The 23933-nt window shown below is 42.4% G+C and carries 17 protein-coding genes and 1 tRNA gene; 8 read left to right on the top strand and 10 right to left on the bottom strand.

Annotated features, from left to right (window positions below; translation table 11 throughout):
* The first annotated feature begins 119 nt into the window (after positions 1 to 119).
* Positions 120 to 1775: a CHAT domain-containing protein gene (locus tag ACQY1X_RS23875; protein ID WP_316578438.1), complete on the top strand. Its 1656-nt coding sequence runs from the start codon at positions 120 to 122 to the stop codon at positions 1773 to 1775.
* A gap of 128 nt (positions 1776 to 1903) precedes the next feature.
* Here ACQY1X_RS23875 and corA read toward each other — a convergent pair whose 3' ends face one another.
* Both corA and ACQY1X_RS23865 read right to left on the bottom strand, forming a co-directional pair.
* Positions 1904 to 3061: a magnesium/cobalt transporter CorA gene (corA, locus tag ACQY1X_RS23870; RefSeq protein ID WP_002755447.1), complete on the bottom strand. Its 1158-nt coding sequence runs from the start codon at positions 3059 to 3061 to the stop codon at positions 1904 to 1906.
* Between the two features lie 114 nt (positions 3062 to 3175).
* The gene (locus ACQY1X_RS23865) at positions 3176 to 4462 is read right to left on the bottom strand and encodes an RNA-guided endonuclease InsQ/TnpB family protein (protein ID WP_430013698.1); all 1287 of its coding nucleotides are present in this window, start codon (positions 4460 to 4462) and stop codon (positions 3176 to 3178) included.
* Positions 4463 to 4719: 257 nt separating this feature from the next.
* Here ACQY1X_RS23865 and pdxA point away from each other — a divergent pair, with 257 nt between their 5' ends.
* From pdxA to ACQY1X_RS23845, 4 genes are all read left to right on the top strand, one after another.
* Positions 4720 to 5748, top strand: a complete 1029-nt coding sequence (pdxA, locus tag ACQY1X_RS23860; RefSeq protein WP_430013697.1) for a 4-hydroxythreonine-4-phosphate dehydrogenase PdxA — start codon at positions 4720 to 4722, stop codon at positions 5746 to 5748.
* Between the two features lie 23 nt (positions 5749 to 5771).
* Positions 5772 to 7136 carry an NAD-dependent succinate-semialdehyde dehydrogenase gene (locus tag ACQY1X_RS23855; protein ID WP_430013696.1) on the top strand — a complete coding sequence of 455 codons (1365 nt, stop codon included), beginning with the start codon at positions 5772 to 5774 and terminating at the stop codon, positions 7134 to 7136.
* 66 nt (positions 7137 to 7202) lie between these two features.
* On the top strand, positions 7203 to 10532 hold the full coding sequence (locus tag ACQY1X_RS23850; protein ID WP_430015231.1) for a helicase-related protein: 3330 nt from the start codon (positions 7203 to 7205) through the stop codon (positions 10530 to 10532).
* Between the two features lie 665 nt (positions 10533 to 11197).
* Positions 11198 to 14617: an Eco57I restriction-modification methylase domain-containing protein gene (locus ACQY1X_RS23845; protein ID WP_430015230.1), complete on the top strand. Its 3420-nt coding sequence runs from the start codon at positions 11198 to 11200 to the stop codon at positions 14615 to 14617.
* 435 nt (positions 14618 to 15052) lie between these two features.
* On the opposite strand, the gene ACQY1X_RS23840 is transcribed toward ACQY1X_RS23845, so the two are convergent.
* Positions 15053 to 15125: transfer RNA gene (locus ACQY1X_RS23840), tRNA-Arg, on the bottom strand.
* 57 nt (positions 15126 to 15182) lie between these two features.
* On the opposite strand from ACQY1X_RS23840, the gene surE reads away from it, so the two are divergent.
* The gene (gene surE / locus ACQY1X_RS23835; protein WP_002755425.1) at positions 15183 to 15995 is read left to right on the top strand and encodes a 5'/3'-nucleotidase SurE; all 813 of its coding nucleotides are present in this window, start codon (positions 15183 to 15185) and stop codon (positions 15993 to 15995) included.
* Between the two features lie 47 nt (positions 15996 to 16042).
* Entirely contained in the window at positions 16043 to 16624 is a 582-nt protein-coding gene (locus ACQY1X_RS23830) for a DUF3727 domain-containing protein (protein ID WP_287637722.1), read from the top strand.
* A 246-nt stretch (positions 16625 to 16870) separates the two neighbouring features.
* Here ACQY1X_RS23830 and ACQY1X_RS23825 read toward each other — a convergent pair whose 3' ends face one another.
* The 3 genes from ACQY1X_RS23825 to ACQY1X_RS23815 all read right to left on the bottom strand — a co-directional run bounded on the left by ACQY1X_RS23825 (position 16871) and on the right by ACQY1X_RS23815 (position 19427).
* Complete coding sequence (locus tag ACQY1X_RS23825; protein WP_430013693.1) at positions 16871 to 17701, bottom strand: metal ABC transporter permease; 831 nt, start codon at positions 17699 to 17701, stop codon at positions 16871 to 16873.
* A 100-nt stretch (positions 17702 to 17801) separates the two neighbouring features.
* Positions 17802 to 19160: a thioredoxin-disulfide reductase gene (gene trxB / locus ACQY1X_RS23820; protein WP_316578446.1), complete on the bottom strand. Its 1359-nt coding sequence runs from the start codon at positions 19158 to 19160 to the stop codon at positions 17802 to 17804.
* Between the two features lie 135 nt (positions 19161 to 19295).
* Positions 19296 to 19427 carry a hypothetical protein gene (locus tag ACQY1X_RS23815; RefSeq protein ID WP_430013691.1) on the bottom strand — a complete coding sequence of 44 codons (132 nt, stop codon included), beginning with the start codon at positions 19425 to 19427 and terminating at the stop codon, positions 19296 to 19298.
* Between the two features lie 31 nt (positions 19428 to 19458).
* On the opposite strand from ACQY1X_RS23815, the gene ACQY1X_RS23810 reads away from it, so the two are divergent.
* A complete protein-coding gene (locus ACQY1X_RS23810) occupies positions 19459 to 20646 on the top strand; it encodes an RNA-guided endonuclease InsQ/TnpB family protein (RefSeq protein WP_430015229.1) in 1188 nt (395 codons plus the stop codon).
* 10 nt (positions 20647 to 20656) lie between these two features.
* Here ACQY1X_RS23810 and ACQY1X_RS23805 read toward each other — a convergent pair whose 3' ends face one another.
* The 4 genes from ACQY1X_RS23805 to ACQY1X_RS23790 form a co-directional block, all read right to left on the bottom strand.
* On the bottom strand, positions 20657 to 20995 hold the full coding sequence (locus ACQY1X_RS23805) for a hypothetical protein (RefSeq protein ID WP_004267992.1): 339 nt from the start codon (positions 20993 to 20995) through the stop codon (positions 20657 to 20659).
* A complete protein-coding gene (locus tag ACQY1X_RS23800; protein ID WP_042791022.1) occupies positions 20967 to 21554 on the bottom strand; it encodes a Panacea domain-containing protein in 588 nt (195 codons plus the stop codon). Before ACQY1X_RS23800 ends, ACQY1X_RS23805 begins: the two co-directional genes overlap by 29 nt.
* Before the next feature lie 134 nt (positions 21555 to 21688).
* Entirely contained in the window at positions 21689 to 22459 is a 771-nt protein-coding gene (locus ACQY1X_RS23795; protein ID WP_287637720.1) for an HAD family hydrolase, read from the bottom strand.
* Positions 22460 to 22532: 73 nt separating this feature from the next.
* Positions 22533 to 23726: a hypothetical protein gene (locus tag ACQY1X_RS23790; RefSeq protein WP_002738991.1), complete on the bottom strand. Its 1194-nt coding sequence runs from the start codon at positions 23724 to 23726 to the stop codon at positions 22533 to 22535.
* Positions 23727 to 23933: the final 207 nt, after the last annotated feature.

Genomic DNA, 23933 nt, shown 5'->3' with positions numbered 1-23933 from the left:
GCAGGGGGGATCGAACCTAAAATCTATTTTTGATTTAATTATAACCAGCTACTTAATACTCTTCCTTGCTGTTCAGAAATCCTCTAGAATAAGATTCTAGAGACTTCTCAAGAACCACAATGACCGATGATGCCATCCCTAGTCTAAATTTAGCCATCTCTAGTTTAGCCACGAGTAATAATTTCGCCCGTTGGGTGACGAAAGCACCCCTACCGGGGGGATATGTGCATCATGACTGTGAATGGACCGAGAGTCTAGCCACGGAATGGATGGCATGGCAGGAAATGTTCTGTCTGGAAAAAATGCCGCCCTTGCCGATGTTAGAGCAATTAGAGGGAAATTCCCGACCTAAACTGACTCTTTCGGGAGAAGGCAGCAGTTATGGAGGTCGATTAATGCAGAAACTAGGTATTAGTCTCTGGCAATGGTTATTTCAAGCATCAATTGGTCAAAGTTTCGCCCAAAGTCAAGGAATCGCTCTCGGCAAAAATCAGCCCCTGCGAATTCGCTTGGAATGTCGCAATCCCTATTTAATTCTGCTGCCCTGGGAAATTATGCAGCAAGCGGGTAAACAGGCTATATCTCTGCATCCGAATATACTCTTTAGCCGGACCACCAGCGATGTGGAACCACTACCACCGATAAAACCGAGTAATAGTCTCAATATTCTCTTAGTTATCGGCGAAAAACAGATTAAAACCGCCGCTAGTTCCCTCAACCTCACCGCCATTAATACCGATGGAGAAACTAATCCCGACCAGGCACTGGAATCCGAGGCCGCCAATCTCATCCGGTCTATCTCCCCTGGGGGCAGTGGTTCCCTCCAGAATTGGGGAGTGAAAGTCAAAGTCGATACCCTAATTCGACCGGGGGCCGAAGAACTGACCAAGGCCTTGGATACGGGTAAATATAAAGCTTTTTTCTACGCTGGTCACGGAATCGCCGCCCCCAATGGCGGTTCCCTATTTCTGCGGCCGGGGGAACAGCTAAACGGGACGGAGTTAGCCCAAGCTTTGGTGAGAAATCAAGTTATTTTAGCGGTTTTTAATGCCTGTTGGGGGGCTTATCCCGCTAAATCGGGTCAGGAGATGATTCCCCGCAGCAGTCTGGCGGAAGTCTTGATTCACCATGGCGTTCCCGCAGTTTTGGCCATGCGAGATGCGATCGCAGATCGCGAGGCCTTGAGTTTTATCGAAATTTTTACCCGCAGCCTCCTCGGGTTCAAAGACAAAGAAGCGCAGATGTCCAAGTTGTTTCCCGGTCCGAGAGTCCCTATCGATCAGGCCGTTCGTATCGCCAGGCAGCAGTTATTAACCCTCTACAAGTACAATCAACCCGCTTGGACTTTGCCGATTCTCTATATGCACCCAGAATTCGACGGGCAATTGCTGCAAACCCTTGATGAGACTCAATCACCGACGGTTATGCCCAATATCTCCGGAACCATGCCCGCCGCTTTCTTATACTATCTTGATCGTCCCGAAAGAAAATGGTCAATCCGTGGTGGTGCCATGAATATAGGACGGGACATGGAAAATGATCTACAGATTACTGAAAAATGGGTTAGTAAAAACCATTGTCGGATAATTTGCCGTAAAAATGCCGATTATCCAGACTATCAATACTTTCTCGAAGATTTCTCCCGTTTTGGTACTTTTATCTACCAAGATGGCCACTGGAAGCAGGTACATAACCAAGAAGTTCCCCTAGAGTCCGGTTTACAGATTCGCTTCGGCAGTTGCCAAGGCCAAATCCTCGCATTTGTGGTGGAATAATTAGGGTTGGCTGAAAAAGTTTGTCGTCGGGGTGGGGTGTGGGGTGTGGGGTGTGGGGTGTGGGAAGAATAAATAGAAATAATCTCCTGTCTCCTGTCTCGGAGTCTCCTGACTCCTGCCTTCGTTAACTAAGTTTTTGCTTCCTCTTTCAGGGAATAAATTGGTTTAAACCAACCTTTGCGCCAGAAGTAGAAAATTAAGCCCCCCGCTACGGCTAACATGACTAACCAGACAAGGAAATAACTCCATTCTCCTTTTAATTCTGGCATATTCTCGAAGTTCATGCCATAGACACCAACGATAAAAGTTAAGGGAATAAAAATCGTCGAAATTACGGTTAAAAACTTCATAATTTCGTTTAATTTATTGCCCATAGTGGACATATAAACATCCATCAAACTCGCCGCTAATTCTCGATAAGCTTCGATAATTTCCAGAATTTGAATGACGTGGTCGTAGGAATCCCGAAAATAAATTTGTACTTCATCGCTGACTATACCATGATGGTCACGCATGAGTAGATGTAGGACATTTCGCATCGGCCAAATTAAGCGACGCAGTGCCAATAATTCCCGACGGACATCATAGATTTCCTGCATTGTATCTCGATCGGGATTACTAATGATCATATCTTCCAACGCCTCAATCCGATCTTCGTAGTGTTCTACCACGGGAAAATAACCATCGATAATCGTGTCTAATAATAAATAGGTTAAATAATCCGCCCCCGATTTCCGTACTCGTCCCTGGGAAGTGCGAATTCGATCTCTGACTATCTCAAAACAGTCCTGTAATTCCTCCTCTTGAAAACTTAAAAGATAGCGTTTTCCTAGTACAAAACTCACCTGTTCTGTATCAAAACCGCTTTCATCTTCTTTCAGTCGCACCATCTGAGAAATCACTAACAATTGATTGTTATAGTCCTCTAACTTGGGACGCTGCGGCACATTAACCACATCTTCTAATAACAAAGGATGCAGATTAAAAATTTCTCCCACCTGTTTTAAAACCGTCTCACTCCCTAACCCTTGAATATCCATCCAAGACACGGTATTTGTGCCAATATAGGGGGCGCAAGCATTGGGAGTAATATCCACCTTGCGAACGGCGTTATCTTCATCGTAGTCAATTAAAATAATCCGCGAGGGTTTGGCATCCGGCTCGATAATTAATGTCCCTGGTTCACTACCCGGTTCATCATAAAAATAATCGAAGTAGTCTTCTTCCTCGTCTCCATCGGTATCAGGACGGTGGTTAACGAATATATCCGGTTGTAGTTGGGTCATAAGCTTACAACAATCTGGCTAGTTTGGGCAATAAGAAAACAGAAAAGTTAAAAAATTTAATTTGCCTAAAGTTACTATCTATCGCCATGAGATTACATTGACATACTCCCACCGTCAAGCTACGCTGTGACGGGGGATTCTTTCCACATCGCTGTTAGAAATTCCTTGTTCAACGAGACAACTTAGATTCTCAATGTCTCCACTGAAAACCCAGAGGTCGGACTCTCCCAAGGCGTTTGGGTCGGTTTCTGTTTGCCCAACAGTACCGTTGAGATGATTTCCCAAATATTGCAACCCTTTTTTAAGAATGTTGATTGCTGCATTATGATCCCTATCTAAGACTGTTTTACAATTGGGACATTGATGAGTTCTAGTGCTTAAGGTTTTTTGAACTCTCGTCCCACAAACTGAACAATCTTGGCTAGTAAAATGCGGTGGTACAGCAACACAAACAATCCGATAAATCTTGGCAAAATAATTCAACCATTCAGTGAATTGATACCAAGAAGCATCACTAATCGACTTGGCAAGTTTACGGTTTTTGACTAAGTTTCTTACCTTTAAAGCTTCATAGACTACCAAATCATTAGACTGGACTAACGCCAAAGCGTCTTTAATTGCTTTGTCTTTACGTTGTCTTGATACTTTAAGGTGAAGCTTGGCAACCTTTACCCGTTGCTTGTGATAGTTTTTAGACTGTTTCTTTCCTTGACGAAACTTTTTGGATAATCGTCGTTGTGCTTTTTTAAGTCGTTTTTCTGACTTTCTTAAATAACATGGATTCTCTACTATATTGCCTTGAGCGTCGGTATAAAATTCCTTTAACCCTAAGTCAATTCCTGTTATTTGTCCCGTTGGTTTATGGTATTCTTGCCGTTCTACGTCAATCAAAAACTGGCAATAATAACCATCGGCACGTCTCACAACTCTTACCCGTCTAATCTGTTGCTCTGAATAATAAACTAAGGTTTTCTGACTACACCATAAATCAAATTCTCCTGCTTTAAAACCATCAGTGAACTTGATTTTACGTCTATCATCAGATAGTTTGTAACCCGTTAGTTTATACTCAACCGAACGGCTATGCTTTTTAAACCTAGGAAAACCCTTTTTCCCCGGTATCTTAGCATGACAATTCTGGTAAAACCTATTAATTGATTGCCAGGCTCTATCAGCAGCCGATTGACGAGCTTGAGAGTTTAATTTATTAACCCATGGTGTCTCTTTATTGTTAGCTAGTACCGCACAAAGCTTTTGAAGATCATTCCGGGTTGTTCCCTTATTGTCCATCCAATAACGAACACAAGAGTTACGCACAAACTGAGATGTTCTAATTGCTTCATCAAGTCTTTGGTATTGTTCTGGTGTCCCGTTTTTTAACTTGGCTTCTACGACTAGCATTGATTAATCCTCGACCCTGGATCAATTAAGTATAACACAGTTTACCTACAAATGGTAGAATTAAAATCGTGCTTCGCAGTCAATATCCTGGTCGGATTTCATCCCCCGCAAAGGTTGATGTCTTGTCAAAAAATTTAGCGGGGGCATTCATCCGACATTTTAGGTAAACTGAAGATTGTTTACTGATTTATTCCCTCCTGATAATTGTCAACGATGAGATTAATCGGGAGAATTAGCAATATTGACGGCCAAAATTTATGGAATCCGCCTCTTTTATTCCCCGTCTAGTTATCCCCGTCGGTGATCCCGCCGGGATCGGTCCTGAAGTGGTGTTAAAAGCGATCGCCGATTCCCCAATCTCGTCCGGTTGTCAGATTACTCTAATCGGGACAAGAACGCTTCTCGAAAAAGCCTATCACGATCCCCATCTTCTTGATCGCTTTTCTCTGATCGATTTGCCCTACAATCAAGAAAAAATCGTTTTCGGGCGTGGGGATGCCCATAGTGGTGAAATTAGCTTTCTTTACCTGCAAGAAGCCATAAAACGCACCCTCAAGGGCGAATTTGACGGTATTGTCACCGGTCCGATTGCTAAATCCTGTTGGCAGTTGGCCGGTTATGATTTCCCTGGTCAAACGGAGGTTTTAGCTACCATGGCAGGAATTAACCGTTATGGGATGCTATTCGTCGCTAAATCCCCTCACACTGGCTATAACTTACGCACTCTCCTCGCCACTACCCATATCCCCCTGCGAGAAGTTCCCGATACTCTTAACCCCGATCTGATGACCCGAAAACTAGACCTATTGATCGAGTCTTTAAAGCTAGATTTCGGCATCGATCGCCCAAAAATCGCCATATCCGGTCTTAATCCCCACAGTGGCGAAGCGGGAAAACTGGGAAGGGAAGAAAAGGACTGGTTACAGCCTTGGCTAGAGTCAATGGGTCAGCAATACCCGCAAACCCAATTAATCGGCCCTGTCCCCCCCGATACGCTTTGGGTGGAACCGGGACGCGCTTGGTTTAGGGGTCAAGGACAACCCGCCGACGCATATCTGGCATTATACCACGATCAGGGCTTAATTCCCGTGAAATTAATGGCTTTTGACTGTGCTGTTAACACTACCATCGGTTTACCTTTTGTTCGCACCTCTCCAGACCACGGGACGGCTTTTGATATCGCCGGTCTTGGCATCGCTAGACCCCAGAGTATGCAAGCGGCGATCCAATTAGCGATCGAATTATGTCAGCAGCGGTACAACCAGAGAACTAAACTAGAGATATAGTCCTCGATAGGAGACAATTGGATATGGGTATCGCTTCAGTTAACCCTGCCACTGGCGAAATTCTCAAGACTTTTACCCCTCTAACCTCGGAGGAATTGGCGGCGAAATTGGCCCTAGCTGAGACAACTTTTCAGCAGTATCGCCAGATCCCCATCAGTCAACGAGGACAGTGGTTACGGCAAGCAGCGGATATTTTGGAACGGGATCAAGTGCTATTGGCTAAAACCATGACTCTAGAAATGGGGAAACCGATCAAATCAGCGATCGCAGAAGTCCTCAAATGTGCCTTGGTTTGTCGTTTTTATGCCGATAATGCCGCCGGTTATCTGGAAGATGTGTTGATTGCCACCGATGCTAGTCGCAGTTTCGTCCGTTATCAACCTTTAGGGGTAATTTTAGCGGTTATGCCCTGGAATTTCCCTTTATGGCAAGTATTTCGCTTTGCTGCCCCCGCTTTGATGGCCGGAAATGTCGGCCTACTCAAACACGCTTCTAATGTCCCCCAATCAGCTTTAGCGGTGGAAAGAATTTTATTAGAAGCTGGTTTTCCCGAAGGCACTTTTCAAACTCTTTTGATCGGGGCCGATCGCGTTAGTGATTTAATTAACGATGAACGGGTAAAAGCCGCCACTTTAACCGGTAGTGAACCGGCGGGGATCAGTTTAGCAGCCGCCGCAGGAAAACAGATCAAAAAGGTGGTTTTGGAGTTGGGAGGTAGTGATCCTTTTATCGTTTTAGATAGTGCCGATATCGAGGCAGCGGCGGCTACGGCAGTGACGGCAAGATTGTTAAATAATGGTCAGACTTGTATCGCTGCCAAACGGTTTATTGTTATGGAAACTGTCGCCGATCAATTTGAACAGTTATTAGTGGCTAAATTCCAAGCTTTAAAAGTTGGTGATCCCCTCGATGAAACTGTTGATATCGGTCCTTTGGCCACGGTATCGATCGTCTCGGAAATTGCCGCTCAAGTGGAAAAAACCGTCGCTATGGGTGGTAAAGTCCTTGTGGGGGGTCAACGTTTAGAGGGGAAAGGTAACTTCTATCTACCGACGATTTTAACCGATATTCCTGTCGGTTCTCCTGGGGAAAAAGAGGAATTTTTTGGACCGGTGGCTTTACTATTTCGAGTCAAAAATATCGAGGAAGCGATCGCTTTAGCTAATGATAGTCCCTTTGGTTTGGGTTCTAGTGCTTGGACGAATAACCCCGCAGAAATTGAGCGTTTAATTACCGAAATTGAGGCCGGTTGTGTGTTTATTAACGGTATGGTTAAATCCGATCCTCGTTTACCCTTTGGGGGGATTAAACGTTCCGGTTTTGGTCGGGAATTAAGTGTGGAAGGTATTCGCGAATTTGTCAACGTTAAAACTGTTTGGATTAAGTAATTCAGTTATCAGTTATCAGTTATCAGTTAGAAAAGCCTTATATTAACTTAATCTTTTTATAAAAATATGCCGCGTATTATTGATAATATTGAGTCCCATTTATTGCCAATTTTACGCGAAAGTTTATTAGCATCCCAACGCGCTGATTTTTGCGTGGGTTATTTTAATTTGCGCGGTTGGCAGTCCATTGATACCTATATTGATCACTTTCTCGGGGGTGATTTGTCCTGTTGTCGTCTGCTGATTGGTATGCAGCAAGCACCCCAGGAATTACTACAGCAATCCCTGTCTTTATTGAAGCGCTCAAATGATATAGATAAGGCTACTTGCGCTCGTTTAAGAAAACAAATTGTTCAGGATTTTTGCCAACAATTAACTTGGGGGAATCCTAGTAATCGAGATCAGGCAGCTTTGCAACGTTTGGGAAAACAAATTCAAGCGGGTAAGTTAGTAATTCGCTTATTTTTGGGCTATAATCTCCATGCTAAATTATACCTTATTCATCGACAGGATGTCAATAACCCAACGGTGGGATTTTTGGGTAGTAGTAATCTAACTTTTGCGGGATTACAACAGCAGGGAGAATTAAATATTGATGTCCTTGACCACGATGCTTGTGCCAAATTACAAAAGTGGTTTAATGATCGTTGGTTCGATGCTTGGTGTTGGGATATATCCTCGGATATTGTCAAGGTGATTAACGAAAGTTGGGCCAGAGAAAGTCTTATTCCCCCCTATCATATCTATTTAAAAATAGCCTACCATCTTTCCTTTGAAGCGAGAGCCGGTTTAGCGGAATACAAAATTCCCCGACAGTTTGACCAAGACTTACTAGATTTTCAGAAATCGGCCATTAAAATTGCCGCTCGTTATGTGCAAAGACGCGGTGGGGTACTAATTGGCGACGTGGTGGGGTTAGGAAAAACGCGCATCGCTTCCATTCTAGCATATATTTTGCAGGAAGACTACGATTTAGAAATCTTAATTATTTGTCCGAAAAATCTCCTAACCATGTGGGAGGATTACAGCTATAAATACAAATTAAGAGCGAAAATTATCCCCTTAAGTCAGGTTATACAGGAATTACCCAATCTGCGGCGCTATCGGGTAGTAATTATCGATGAAAGTCATAACCTACGCAATCGGGAGGGTAAACGTTATCGGGTGATACAGGAGTACATTAACACCAATGAAAGTCGCTGTATTCTCTTGACTGCGACTCCCTACAATAAAAACTATCTTGACCTGTCCAATCAACTGCGTTTATTCATTCAAGAGGATACTAATCTCGGAATTCGTCCCGAAAGACTACTAGAATCTCTGGGAGGAGAAATCGAATTTAATCGCAGATACCAATCTTCGGTTAGGTCCCTAGCAGCCTTTGAAAAAAGTGACTCTCCCGACGACTGGAGAGACTTAATGCGTCTCTATATGATTAGACGGACTCGCGGTTTTATCGAAAATAATTATGCTACAGAAGACGAACAGGGTCGTCGGTATCTAAAATTTGCTGATGGGTCGAGGGTTTATCTTCCCCAACGACAACTAAAGACAATCAAGTTTGACCTACAAGACTCGGTTTATGCGCGTTTATATTCGGAAGCAGTGGTGATAACTCTCAACGGATTGAAGTTACCCCGTTACGGATTGGGAAATTATCTAATTAAAGGATGCCAAGGGACAGAAGAGGAAGAAACCATCTTAAAAAGTCTATCCCGTGCGGGTAAAAGATTAATGGGTTTTTGTCGGACGAATTTATTTAAACGTTTGGAGAGTGGAGGGTATGCTTTCCTGCAATCCCTTGACCGTCATATTCTCCGTAACTATATTTTCCTTCATGCCATGGCCAATAATTTACCCCTTCCCATCGGGAGTCAGGATCCAGCTTTGTTAGACACTCGTTATCTGGATGAGGATTTAGTCACTCAGGGAGAAGATGAAAGTATAGAAACCGAGGAGACTGGGGGGATAACCGGATTAGAAAAAGAGTATCAAAAAAGAGCCGAACAAGTGTATCAAAAGTATAGCGGTGATTATCGCAAGCGCTTTCAGTGGATTAACCCCGAGGTGTTTAAACCCGCATTGAAAAAAGACCTAAAATCTGATGCCTTGGCTTTAATAGCATTATTGCAAACCTGTGGGACCTGGCAGCCGGAGACCGACGAAAAGCTAGAGAAGTTATGGCAGCTGTTAGAGGAGAATCATCCCAGAGAAAAGGTGTTAATTTTTAGCCAATTTGCCGATACAGTCAGTTATTTAGTCACTCAGTTGCAAAATCGGGGAGTGGATAAGATTGCGGGAGTGACGGGAAACTCTGCTAATCCTGCGGAAATTGTCCATCGTTTTAGTCCCCGCAGTAATTCTCAGCAAGTGGGGGAAGAAATACGAGTCTTGGTTGCGACGGATATCTTGAGTGAAGGGTTAAATTTACAGGATTGTGCCATTATCGTTAATTATGACCTACCCTGGGCAATTATTCGCCTGATTCAACGGGCCGGAAGGGTAGATAGAATCGGTCAAAAAGCAAGTCAGATTCTCTGTTATTCCTTTTTACCTGCGGAGGGAGTGGAGAGAATTATTAAACTGCGGACGAGACTATCTCAAAGACTGCGAGAGAATGCGGACGTGGTGGGGACCGATGAGGTATTTTTTGAGGAGGAGATGGATAACCAGACTTTATTAGATCTGTATCATGAAAAATCTGAGGTTATCGATGAAGAGGAGGATCAAGAAGTGGATTTAACCTCGGAAGCGTATCAAATTTGGAAAAATGCGATCGAAGTTGACCCTAGTTTAAAACATACCATAGAGACTCTGCCGCCGGTGGTTTATTCTACCCGTTGCCATAGTGGGACAGCAACCCATCCGGAGGGAGTCATGGTTTATCTAAAAACTGCCGGGGGGAATGATGCTTTAGCATGGATTGATAAGCAGGGAAATAGTGTGACTCAATCCCAATTAACTATTTTACGGTCCGCTGCCTGTCATCCCCAAACCCCGGCCATTCCCCCCCATCCCCAACACCATCAGTTAGTACAAAAAGGTACAGAATTAATTGCGGAGGAGGAAAACAACTCCGGATCTAAATTGGGACGATTGACGGGAGCAAAATTTAAGACCTATGAGCGCTTAAAAAGGTATTCTCAAGATAGTAAGGATGATCTATTTGCTCATGAGGATTTATGCAAGGCTCTCGACCAATTGTATCATTATCCCCTTAGACAGTCGGCTCTCGATCGCTTAAATCGTGGTTTAAGAACCGGCATCAGTGACCGACAATTGGCAGACTTACTGGTATCTTTATATAAAGATAACGATCTCTGTATTGTTCACCCACAAGAATCCACCCAAGAACCTCAGATTATTTGTTCCTTGGGTCTATTTCAACCTTCTTAAGTCCCCCTTATCAAGGGGGATTTAGGGGGATCTAACCCAATTCAAGTCCCCCTTATCAAGGGGGATTTAGGGGTATCTAACCAATTCAAGTCCCCCTTATCAAGGGGGATTTAGGGGTATCTAACCCAATTCAAGTCCCCCTTATCAAGGGGGATTTAGGGGGATCTAACCCAATTCAAGTCCCCCTTATCAAGGGGGATTTAGGGGGATCTAACCCAATTCAAGGGGGATTTAGGGGTATCTAAACCAATTCAAGTCCCCCTTATCAAGGGGGATTTAGGGGGATCTAACCAATTCAAGTCCCCCTTATCAAGGGGGATTTAGGGGGATCTAACCCAATTCAAGGGGGATTTAGGGGGATCTAACCAATTCAAGTCCCCCTTATCAAGGGGGATTTAGGGGTATCTAAACCAATTCAAGTCCCCCTTATCAAGGGGGATTTAGGGGGATCAAACCAATTCAAGTCCCCCTTATCAAGGGGGATTTAGGGGGATCAAACCAATTCAAGTCCCCCTTATCAAGGGGGATTTAGGGGGATCAAACCAATTCAAGTCCCCCTTATCAAGGGGGATTTAGGGGGATCAAACCTTTTGCTATATTAAATGTATCTCCAATCTCAGCGAAGCGAATTGGATTGGTTCATAATTTATCGATATTTATCCATTATGCCCCTCAACTTCTCCCGGACTCGTGACTTATTATCTAACTTCCAATTTGGGGAACTGTTTATCGAGGAATTGGGATGGTCTCATCCTCGCGCAAAAAAAACTATTAGTATCACCGTTGACAACCAAGAATATCCCTGTCAACGGATTGCGGAGGTGTCCGGAGTAGCAGTATTAGAGGTGACAACTACCGATATACCCGATGCGAAACTTCGTCGGGACATTCACCAGCAAGTTATCGAAAGAATTGCCGAAAATCTGCTAATTTTCGTCGATGGGGGACGGACACGCAGTTTATGGTACTGGGTAAAAAGAGAGGGAAGTAAAAGTTATATCCGTGACCATCTTTATATAAAAGGACAACCGGGAGATTTATTTCTCGGTAAACTAGCGGAATTAGTCCTCGATATCACCGACTTTGAAGATGGGGAACCCTCCGTGGTGGAGGTGGCCCATCGCTTACAAAAAGGTTTCGATATCGAAAAGATTACCAAGAAATTTTATCAGGAATTTCAGCGAGAGCATTTACAGTTCCTCCCCTTTATCCAAGGAATCGATCGAGAAAGCGATCGAAAATGGTACACTTCGGTTATTCTCAATCGTTTAATGTTCGTCTATTTCCTGCAGCGCAAGGGATTTATCGATAACGACTTCAACTATCTGCAAAACCAATTACAAGCAAGTCAACGACGCGGGAAAAATTTATTTTATCGTCAGTTTCTGCAAACCCTCTTTTTCCAAGCATTCGCTCAACCGGAATCCCAACGAGATGAGACAGTAACTGCATTGGTGGGAAAAGTCAAATATCTTAACGGAGGATTATTTCTCCAACATCCCCTCGAAAATCTTTATCAAAACATTTGTATTGATGACCAAGCATTTGAGAATATCCTCGATTTATTCTCCCGTTACTCTTGGAACCTTGACGACACTCCGGGGGGAAGCGATGACGAAATTAACCCCGATGTCTTGGGATATATCTTTGAAAAGTACATCAACCAAAAAGCTTTCGGTGCTTACTATACCCGTCCGGAGATTACTGAATATCTCTGTGATAGGACGATTAATAAATGGATTGTCGAGAGAAGTAATCAACATTATCCCCGCAAACAATTTGCCAGTATTTCTGAACTACTAATTAATCTCGATTCTCCCCTCTGTCAGCTTCTGATTGAAGATATTCTTCCCCAGCTTTCTATTTTAGACCCTGCCTGTGGTTCCGGTGCTTTTTTAGTGGCTGCGATGAAGACATTAATCGGAATTTATAGCGCGGTGATTGGGACAATTGAACTACGGGGAGACAGTAAATTAAAACAGTGGTTAACAGAGGTAAGAAAATCCCATCCCTCTCTCGGATATTACATCAAAAAAAGAATTATTTCCGATAATCTCTACGGTGTCGATATCATGGAGGAAGCGACGGAAATCGCAAAACTGCGTTTATTTCTCGCTTTAGTTGCTGCCGCACAATCGGTGACAGAATTGGAACCCTTACCGAATATTGATTTTAACATCATGTCGGGAAATTCCCTCATCGGTTTAATTCGCGTGGACGAAAAAAGTTTTAATCTCATGGGAGAGGAAAACATTCTGCAAACCCTCACCGCGCAAAATTATCAGGCAATTCTCGCGGAAAAAAATCGCAGTATTGAATTATACAAAGAACACGCTTTTCGGTTGGGAGAAGTAGAGGGAACCCCCCAAGAAAACCGTCTCCAGATGTTACGCAATCACATCGAGGATGTCAACCGCGAATCGGTGCAGAAATTAAACCAAATTCTCTTAGATGAGTTTAGCGGTAAGTTGTCAATTAAGTACGAATCCGCACAATTAACGGGAAAAGCAAAGAAACGTTTATTAACTCTTTCTGATATGCAATCCCTGAAACCCTTCCACTGGGGTTATCACTTCGATAAACTGATTACAGAAAAAGGTGGTTTTGATGTGATTATCACCAATCCCCCTTGGGAAGTCTTTCAAACCGATGAAAAGGAATTTTTTCAGCAGTATGATAGTTTAATTCAGAAAAACAAACTTGATATAAAATCATGGAACAAACAGCGAGATAAACTTTTAGAGAATCCAGAAATCCAAAAAGCTTGGTTAGAATATTGTAGTGGTTATCCCCATGTTAGTGCTTATTTTAAAAAGTCCGAACAATATCGAAATCAAAATTCTGTAATTAACGGCAAAAGTGCTTCAAGGAAAATTAATCTTTATTGTTTATTTACAGAACAATGTTTTAATCTACTCCATCCCCAGGGAGAATGTGGAATAGTTGTTCCCAGTGGAATTTATACCGATTTAGGAACCAAACAACTGCGAGAAATGTTATTTTCTCAGACAAATGTGACAGGATTATTTTGTTTTGAAAATCGTAAAGAAATTTTTGAAAATGTCCATAGAAGTTTTAAGTTTGCTATCTTAACTTTTGAGAAAAATAAACAAACTCTTTCCTTTCCTGTAGAGTTTATGCGTCACGATGTTGAGGAATTACAACGGTTTCCCCATAAAGATAGTTTAGTAATTAGCGTCGATTTAATCCGCAAACTATCCCCCGATTCCCTCTCGGTAATGGAATTTAAACAAGATATAGATATTCATATCGCTGAAAAAATGTCTCGTTTTCCCCTGCTAGGAGAAACCCTTCCCGATACATGGAATCTCAAGTTAACATCAGAATTTAACATGACTACTGATAGTTATTTATTTAAAACTGAACCCGCAGAAGGAAGACTACCCCTCTACGAAGGAAAAATGATTGAACAGTTCAGCCATGGTTTATCTCAACCGCGCTATTGGATAAATGAATCAGAAGGAAGAAAAGCAATATTAGGAAAATTGCCAGATAATCAGCAGATACTAGACTATCAAACCTATCGAACTGGATTTCGTAAAATTGCTAGGAATACTGATAGTAGAACTTTAATAGCTACCATTATACCTCCTGCTTTTCATGGAGAAAACTTTCAATCTATTGTACATTTTCAAGAAGAAGTTAATCGTGCAACCAACAATAAAGAATGTTTATTCTTGGTTGCTATCTGGAATAGTTTTGTGCTAGATTATTCCCTTCGTCATCGGGTATCTGCTAATATAAATTTTTTCTACATCTATCAGCTACCTATCCCCCGATTAAAAGAGGGAGATAAATACTTTCAGGAGATAGTAGAAAATGCGGCAAAATTGATTTGTACCACAGAAGAATTTGATCAATTAGCGAAAGAAGTGGGGATAGGTTCCCATAAAAATGGAGTAACAGAAGAAGGAGAAAGAATGGCAATTAGAGCGAAATTAGATGCAATAGTTGCCCACTTGTATGAATTAACCCCAACAGAATTTCAACATATATTAACTACCTTTCCCCTCGTCCCCGAAAGCGTCAAAACTGCCACCCTCAAAGCTTACCAAACCCTGTAAGGGAATTATGAATGATGAATTATGAATTATGAATTGGGAAGTGGGGAAATTGAACTAAAACCCCATAAACCCCAAAACCTGTCCCTTGACTGGAAAATAGAAGCTAAAATAACGCCAATTCTTCAATCAGAATAAATCCCTTGAGTAGAGGCTACATATCAGGAGAGTCACTCCACTTGCAACAGTGCCTCTTAAATTATTACAGATGTATCAGCAGCCGCGTGTAAGCATCCCACCGAAAAACTAATGCGCGGGGGGTTTGGGGGGTTCTACCCCCCAACGGGGGGTTTGGGGGGTAGAACCCCCCAAAAACTTGGATTGAGCAATAAAATCGCAAGTAATACTCAATCCCTTGAGTATAGTTTACATATCAAGAAAAGCACTACTACCCCCAAAGGGTAGGGTTGATTCATGAATCAACCCTACATTACTGAACGAGTACGGAGGGAGTCGAACCCCCGACACCCAGGACCGGAACCTGGTGCTCTATCCTCTGAGCTACGTACCCACGATAAAATACCATTACATTATACCACTAGCCGGCGCAGTAGAGAAGAAATTTCCCATGACTAGCGATCGCTCTTTAAAATTACTTATCAGTAACGATGACGGTATTTCCGCGCTAGGAGTCCGCACCCTTGCCAACACCCTCGCTGCCGCCGGTCATCAAGTCACCGTAGTTTGTCCCGACGGCGAGCGCTCTGCCACCGGTCATGGCCTAACCTTACACCATCCCATCCGGGCCGAACAGGTGGAAGGAATTTTTCATCCCGAGGTGATTGCCTGGTCCTGCTCGGGAACCCCCGCCGATTCGGTAAAATTTGCCCTTAGTGCCGTCCTCAAAGAGCCTCCCGATTTAGTTTTAGCCGGCATTAACCACGGGTCTAATCTCGGTACTGATATCCTCTATTCTGGCACGGTTTCCGCGGCCATGGAGGGATTAATCGAAGGTATTCCCAGTATTGCTGTTAGTCTGGCCAGTTTTAAAGCCTGTGATTTCCAACCGGCTGCGGATTTTGCCCTCACTTTAGTCAGAAAAGTTACCCTTAACCCTTTTCCTGTTCCCACTTTACTCAATGTCAACGTCCCTCCGGTTAGTAGTGCCGAAATCAAGGGAGTGAAAATCACTAGGCAGGGATTGCGACGCTACGAGGAAACCTTCGAGAAAAGACTGGACCCCAGGGGTAAAAGTTATTACTGGTTAATTGGGGAAGTGGTGGAAGATATCGAACAACCGGACTACAGCCATTTACCCCCGCAAGTGCCTACGGATGTGCGCGCTATTGGCGAGAATTTTATCACCATCACGCCCCTACAATACAATTTAACTGATGTACAGGGTTTTCAACATTTGCACCGGAATTCTTGGCTTGATTGAGGAGCATCTCATGATATTCTGATTCAATCATTAGCGTTTGAGAGCCTATGTCCCCTCAATTTAATTTTCAAGAAAACGAACTCGAAGAAGCGGATGTCATAACCCTCTGGGATGAGCAAGGTCGATCGCTAGACTGTTATATTGAGAATGCCTATGAAACCGATGACCTTACCTATATGCTTCTTGTCCCCGTGGATACCCCGGTGATGATTCTAGCTTGGGATGAGGAATCGGAGGAAGAAGAATCTGATGCCTTCTTAATCGAAGATAGTGAGGAAATTGAGCGGATTTTCGCCGATGCTAAGGCAGTTTTAGCAGAATTAGACCTATTGCTCAAATCCACTGCTCACACCTTAACCGTTAGTGGTGAATTACCTCCCCTAGAAGAAGATAATGTTCTCAGTTTAGAAATCGATAGCGATGAACCTTCCTCGTCATCAGAGCCGGAAGAATTGCAATTTCTCGCCAGTTTCTTTTCCGAAGACCAAAAATACTCGATTTACAGTCCCCTTGCTCCTTTGTTATTCTTAGCTGTCGGTGATGCGGAAGGGAAAGTTGAATTAGTTTCCCCCGATGATGACGGTATGGGACCGATTCTAGAGGAACTTTTGTTTGATGAACTCGATTAATTACTTGATTTTACCAAATCCGCCGACCAAATTTATTGATAAATCTAGTCACAGTATATCTTTCGGGATTTCATCATCATCGTGATTAACACGGATTTGGTATTTTTTCTTTAAATTACGGCGTTTATCATAAAGATGAAGTATAACCTAACTTGGTATTAACGACCGGCTCCTGTCTCCCCAAAATAAAAACCTCATACCTCACTATTAAGATAAATGCTATATCACCACAACTAGGGGAGAGCTTTAAAGATTAGCTATTTTTCTGGTGATAGTGAGGATGAAAGGTTTCCAAGCAAGACTGATTAAATAACCCAATCCTGCCACTAAAATAATTGTCGCCCCCGAGGTGAGATTTAAACTATAGGATAACCATAAACCAACCAAAGTAAAGACAATTCCTAAGATAATCGCTAGGACCATCATTCCCTTCATATTTTTAACAAATTGTCCGCTGATAGCGGCGGGAATAGTTAACAAAGCAATTACCATAATTAATCCCACCACCTGCATTACTGCCACAATAGTTAAAGCGGTTATTCCCATTAAACCTAAATAAATTACCTCCACGGGAATATTACGAATAATCGCAAAGGTTTCATCAAAAGATATGGCTAACAACTCCTTATAAAAGATACTAACTAAGGCTATAATTAATATATCTATGCCCGCCATTATCCATAAATCATCCCTCGGTACAGTTAAAATACTACCAAAAAGATAACTCATCAAATCAGCTTTATAACCGGGGGTTAAATCAATAAAAATTACCCCAATCGCCATACCAATCGCCCACATCACCCCGATTAAAGTATCGGCTCTCTCGCGGATGCGACGCTGTAAAACCCCCATGCCTAAAGCCGAAAAAAAGGTAAAAAATATCGCCCCCACCAGGGGATTAATCCCAAAAAAATAACCGATTCCTATCCCTCCATAGGCAGCGTGAGCGATTCCCCCACTAATAAAAACCACGCGATTAACTACTACCAAAGTACCCACAATCCCACAGGCAATACTAACTAATATTCCTGCGGCAATCGCATGGCGCATAAAATCAAATTGTAAAGCCTCTAGCATGGGGTGTGGGGTGTGGGGTGTGGGGTGTGGGGAGCTTTTTCAGTAAACAGTAAACTCAAAACTCACATCTGATAACTGATAACTGATAACTGATAACTGATTATTGATAACTTTCAATTACTTGACGAAAATCGCTTTTTTGTTTGACTCCGCGCATTTCTTTCACTAATTCCCGGTCCTTAAAGAATTGTACCGTGGGAGTCCCAGTTACTTGACCCATTTTGGCAATTTCCAGGTCAGCTTCGATGTCAATTTCCACAAAATAAATTTTGCCATCGTACTCATCGACCACTTTATCTAAAATCGGTTTCAGGGTTTTACAGGGGCCACAGGTGGGAGAAACATATTTTACCATTAACAAGCGATCGCCGTCGTGGAATAATTTCCGCAAAGCATAACCCCCAACGTGACGGGTTTTGTTAATATCAAAAGTTTCCTCCGTATCGGCCGGGGTTTCGCTAACGGTTTTCGTCTCGTAATGTTCAGAAGTGGCTGATTGACGGTATTCTTGGATTAAATTATGCTCCGATAACCATCTTTCTGCCAATAACGCCGCCATACACCCCGTACCTGCGGCGGTGATGGCCTGACGGTATTCGTGGTCCTGCACATCTCCGGCGGCAAAAACCCCCTCGACGCTGGTAGCAACAGTCCCCGGTTTGACTTTCACATAACCCACCTCGTCTAATTCTAGTTGTCCTTGGAATAGGGAAGTATTGGGAGTGTGACCGACGGCATAAAATAACCCTCTAACGGCTAATTCACTGATTTCTCCCGTTTGCGAGTTTTTAATGCGTAATCCTGCCATTTTACTGTCTGTACCGAATACATCCAGTGCTTGGGTGTGAAAATGAACGGTAACTTTCGGATTATTTAACACCCGGTCCTGCATTGCTTTCGAGGCACGCATCGCTTCCCCGCGAATTAATAAATGGACGTGAGAGCCGTATTTAGTTAAATATACGGCTTCTTCTGCCGCCGAGTCACCGCCACCAATGACCGCCAGGTTTTCCTCTCTAAATATCGGTGTAGCACCGTCACAGATAGCACAAGCGGAAATCCCGTTACTCCAGAATTGGGCCTCGCTGGGTAATCCTAAGCGTTTGGCAGTGGCTCCTGTGGCGATAATAATACTATTGGCCTTAACTTCCCGGTCCGTGGAACGAATGGTAAAAGGACGCTGACTTAAATCCACCGAGATAACATCTTCGGTATAGCATTGGGTCCCCCATCTTTCGGCCTGTTCCTTCATTCTTTCCATCAGCTTCGGACCGGTGATTCCTTCGGGAAAACCGGGGAAATTTTCTACTTCTGTGGTGGTCATCAGTTGTCCCCCCGGAATGCCTCCCGCTTGGAAACCCTCAAACATCAAGGGTTTTAAGTTCGCACGCGCCGCATAAATCGCCGCCGTATATCCCGCCGGTCCCGAACCAATAACGACTAAATTCTCGACAGTCATAACCGTAAATGCAACTCATAACGACTACGCTTTTTAGTATAACAGATAATGTCGGGTGGGTTAGACGACGATAAGTTAGATAGTTTACCCATCAGTTTAATATGCGTCCTAACCCACCAAGAAGTAGATTTCTGCCTAAAAATCCAGAATACCTCGGATAATAGCTTTTAAATCGGCATCAGCAGGACGTTTGACAAACTGCTCATCGAAAATTTTGGGTCTGAAACCCCGTCGTTCTACGACGGCTTTACTGTTAAATATGAGCATCGTTTACGAAATATATGCTAAAATGTGAGGTATGGAAAAAGCCTATTCGTTTCGATTTTACCCCACACCAACACAAGAGTCGCTATTGCGGCGCACATTGGGCTGTGTAAGATTAGTTTACAACAAAGCTCTCCACGAACGAACACAAGCATGGTACGAAAAGCAAGAAAGAGTAGGCTACGCTCAAACTTCTTCAATGCTAACCGATTGGAAAAAACAAGAAGAATTAGACTTTCTCAATGAAGTAAGCTGTGTACCTTTACAACAAGGGTTAAGACACCTACAAACAGCTTTTACTAATTTCTTTGCTGGTCGTAATAAGTATCCTAACTTTAAGAAAAAACATCAAGGAGGAAGTGCCGAATTTACCAAATCTGCTTTTAAGTTCAAAGACAGACAAATCTATTTAGCCAAATGCACAGAACCTTTACCTATTCGATGGTCAAGACAAATACCAGAAAGCTGTGAACCAAGCACAGTAACAGTCAGATTACATCCTTCTGGACGTTGGCATATTTCAATTAGATTTGATGACCCAACGATTAAGCCTTTACCAGTAACAGATAAAGCCATCGGAATTGACTTAGGAATTAGTAGTCTTGTCATTACCAGCGACGGCGATAAAGTATCTAATCTCAAGCATTTTAAAAAGCATTATCGGAGACTGCGAAAGGCACAAAAAAATCTTTCTAGAAAACAGAAAGGCTCAAAAAATCGGGAAAAAGCAAGAATCAAAGTAGCCAGAATTCATGCTCAAATTAACGATAGTAGAAAAGACCATTTACACAAGCTAACCACTCAATTAGTTCGTGAAAACCAAACGATTGTGGTTGAGAATTTAGCCGTCAAGAATATGGTCAAAAACCCCAAGTTATCTCAGGCAATATCTGATGTAAGCTGGGGAGAAATCACTCGACAATTAGCCTATAAATGCCGTTGGTACGGCAGAAATTACATCGAAATAGATAGATGGTTTCCTAGCTCTAAAAGATGTAGTAATTGCGGGTATATTGCTGAGAAAATGCCGTTAAATGTTCGAGAATGGGATTGTCCAGACTGTGGGATTCACCATGACCGAGACATTAACGCTAGTAAAAACATTTTGGCCGCAGGACTTGCGGTGTCAGTCTGTAGAGCGACCATAAGACCAGAACAGAGTAAATCTGTTAAGGCAGGTGCGGAACCCCGCAAGGGAAAGAAGCAGAAACCTAAATCGTGAGGTTTGGGAATCACCGTCCGTTTACGGCGGTGAGGATGTCAAGGCTGTAAATCCAAACCAGTTTAATTGTGTAGGTAGTCGCGCTCACCAAATACATTAATCTAATTTGCCCCGCAGCACCTTTTGAAACCCGGATATCGAGCTTGTGAAAAGTCCAGCCTTCCGGCAACTGAATTTTCCCCGGTAGAGGTTCCTGGCGGGAGTTATGGGGATATTGGTCATCGATTAAATCCTCTAAAGTTTTGGCAATAAGTTCAACAAAGCTATTTTTGTGAACTTTTGCCAGTTTTTTGAAAGAGCGCTCGAAGTTGTCAGAAGATTCAATCGAGAAGGGAATTGAGCCAGTCATGCACTTCTCCTTTCCCAATAGGATGAGAAGATTCCGTCGCCAATGCTTCCTTCAAAACTTCAGACATGGCTGCTTTGTAGGCCGGATGTTCCTGTTCTATCAAATCAAGCTTTTGATAACCTAATGCTTTCATATCATCAAGGAGAATTGGCTCTGTGGAACTTTCTTCTGGTGGCAGACCTTTACGAGCCTTTTTCCAGGGAAATTCTGCGTGAGTCATATCACTCAACCTATAGGCGTGGTAGTTACCGAAATATTGCCAAATTTCTGCTAAAAGTTCTTTTTTCTCCGATGGCAGCCCAGACAAGGATTCTTGGCGAGGAATTGGTAATTGTTTAGCCTCAAAATCACTGTAGAACTTATAAGCAGCAGGACAAACCGGACCGTAACGCCATGCTTGAATTTCCTCCTTAAACAATGGTTCATCGTATAGGGCCAAATGCAAGCTCTGTGCATAATATAAAAGCTTTTGGACTTTCATATTAGTCATTTCAGCGTCTATACCATCCTCGTAAGCTCTGATAATAAAGTAGCGAGCCACAGTCAGGCAGTCAATCATAGCTCCACAAAATTTTTGGAATATCGACCTATGACCATTGTAGAAGAAATTGACAATTAGTACAAATGTATAAAGAAAGCTTAACAATGCTCATCGGGTAATGGACGAAGTTTTAATATTTGTCGTTACTGACTTTACCAGTGGGTGAAGTCTGCCGCAAATTGAGATAGGGATAAAAGCTTAATACGGGTATCTTGAGCAACTTTTTGGCGCATTTGAGCCGTATTATATCCCCAATCGGCTAAATATAAGCCCACGTCGTTTAAATCTGCTTGTTGCTCCACTAACTCCAACGCATCGAGACGATCCTCGACAAACCACAAATTAGCGGGAGATTCCGGTAAATCAGCCAGTATTTGCTGAATAGTCAGGTATTTCGGCTGTTTGATTTCCTTGCCAATTAATCTCGCTTCTGGAAAATTAATTGCTACTTTTTGTAACAATTGCTTGACAAAACGACTTTCTTTTGTAGTGATAATATAAACCAAAAAATCCGAGTCTAAAAGAGAGTCCAGGCGATCGATCGCGGGTTGATAAAATCGGTGTAAAGTTAACCAAGACTCTAGATCCGACTCAATCCATTGATCCCTAAGACCATCGAGAGCATTTGAGAGAACTTTTTTCGCTATTTTATCCCTTTCTAGCAGATTTTGTCGAATTAACGGCCAATTATTTAAAGCTTCCTCGTCGGGAATATCGAGAACGAGCGATCGCAACAGTAAAGGCATTTCCCAACCGGTTTCGATAACGGGACGAAGTTGCGAAAACCTCGGGAAAAAATCCTCGGGAATTATTTCCGGCCAAAGGGTTTCATAGGTGCGTTTGCTAATCTGAAAATACTCGATCATGCCATCACAAAGAACACCATCAAAATCGAGTGCTAGAATACGGGGGGATTGATTCATAAATGCTGGTTTAATCTCAATAATGGCAGTATAGCGCAGGGAAAATTAAAAAATTGTCTGGTACATCATGCTATTAGCTATTCTTTGCTTCATCGTTGACATAACATAGCTGTCTGATGATTTCGGTGACAGAATTTTTCAGTCCCTCTACATGAATCCAACCCACATATACAGCATATACAATATTTTGATGATTGTCCTGTATATAAACATGATGCACACGATATAAATCTGAGCTTAAATAAATATAACCACTGGCATCTTTGAATTTACCTTCTAGTAATATTTTTTCTTTTAAAGGTTTCATTTTTACCACATCTTTAGTCACCCCAGATATTTTGGCTATTCTTTCTATGGCAAGAGCAACACAAGTGTTATGACTGTAACTATTACCATGATTATAATCCTGCTGATTAAAATAAATTGTCTCTACGATATTTTTAGCCACTTTATCTGATGCTAGGTAATAGGTATGAGCATTAAGGGAATTTAAGACAACGGCAGCAATTTCTACAGAATCAAAAATATTGCTGGTCGCTTCTAGATAATAATCGCTTATCAAAATCTTGGATACATCGTTTATAGAATCAAAAAGAGGACGAATTGGATAAGCAATAATATCGGAGGAATTGATCAGATTATTCCAGCGCAAACGCTGGCCTTGATGCTGGCTAATAAATTTTTCAATTTGATTGGTATCAATGCCTAGAGTTAAATTTAAAAATGGGATCGGTGAACCCATTGTTGTTACACTAGATAGGGAAACTTTGCCCCGTTCTTTACCGATAAGATCACGAATTTCATGAGCGGGATCTTTAGGATCAAAACGCTCAGAAAATAACAGATCCCAAAGGATTACAGTACCCAAAGAATGGGCGACTATATGTAATTCGGTTTCCTGGGGATAAGCTTGAACAAGATCGATTAATTGGTCGGCAATAATGCGGCGAATTTGTTTTCCTCGATCGCTGCCTAAATAGCTAAATGCGTCACCGATAAAATAAGATAAATACTCTTTTCTAAAATTTTGATAGCGAAAGGATTGCTCGGGGTTAAAATTACTATTTTTCTGTTTTTGTGTCTGTAATTCTTGGTCTATATCTCGCCATAATTTTTCGGTTCCTTTGAGAACATTTCCCCAAAATCCTGCATAACAGTAGGGAATAATCTGATTTTTGCGTTTACATTCTTCTTCAATTAGTTTAATTAATTTATTGGCATAACTAGCGTCTCTTGTGGCCACTCCATGAATAAAGTAAATCAGCATAATAGATTTATCTCAATAAGCGGTGATCGGAATCTCTCTTAATATACCCTTCTAGCTTCAGAAAAATATCAGGATGGAGCGAGATATAGTAATATATAATTAATTAATGCGATTTGTCAAGAGATGGTCGCTTAGGCCTTGCTAACCCAGCCTAGGAATTGCCATATAATACAAATGCCCGCTATTATAGAATTATATTTTTCCCTT

It is taken from the genome of Microcystis protocystis FBCC-A270, from assembly GCF_050500235.1.
GTDB lineage: Bacteria > Cyanobacteriota > Cyanobacteriia > Cyanobacteriales > Microcystaceae > Microcystis > Microcystis ichthyoblabe_A.
Note: the sequence above shows the minus strand (reverse complement) of the source record. Positions and strands in the feature narration are given on the sequence as shown.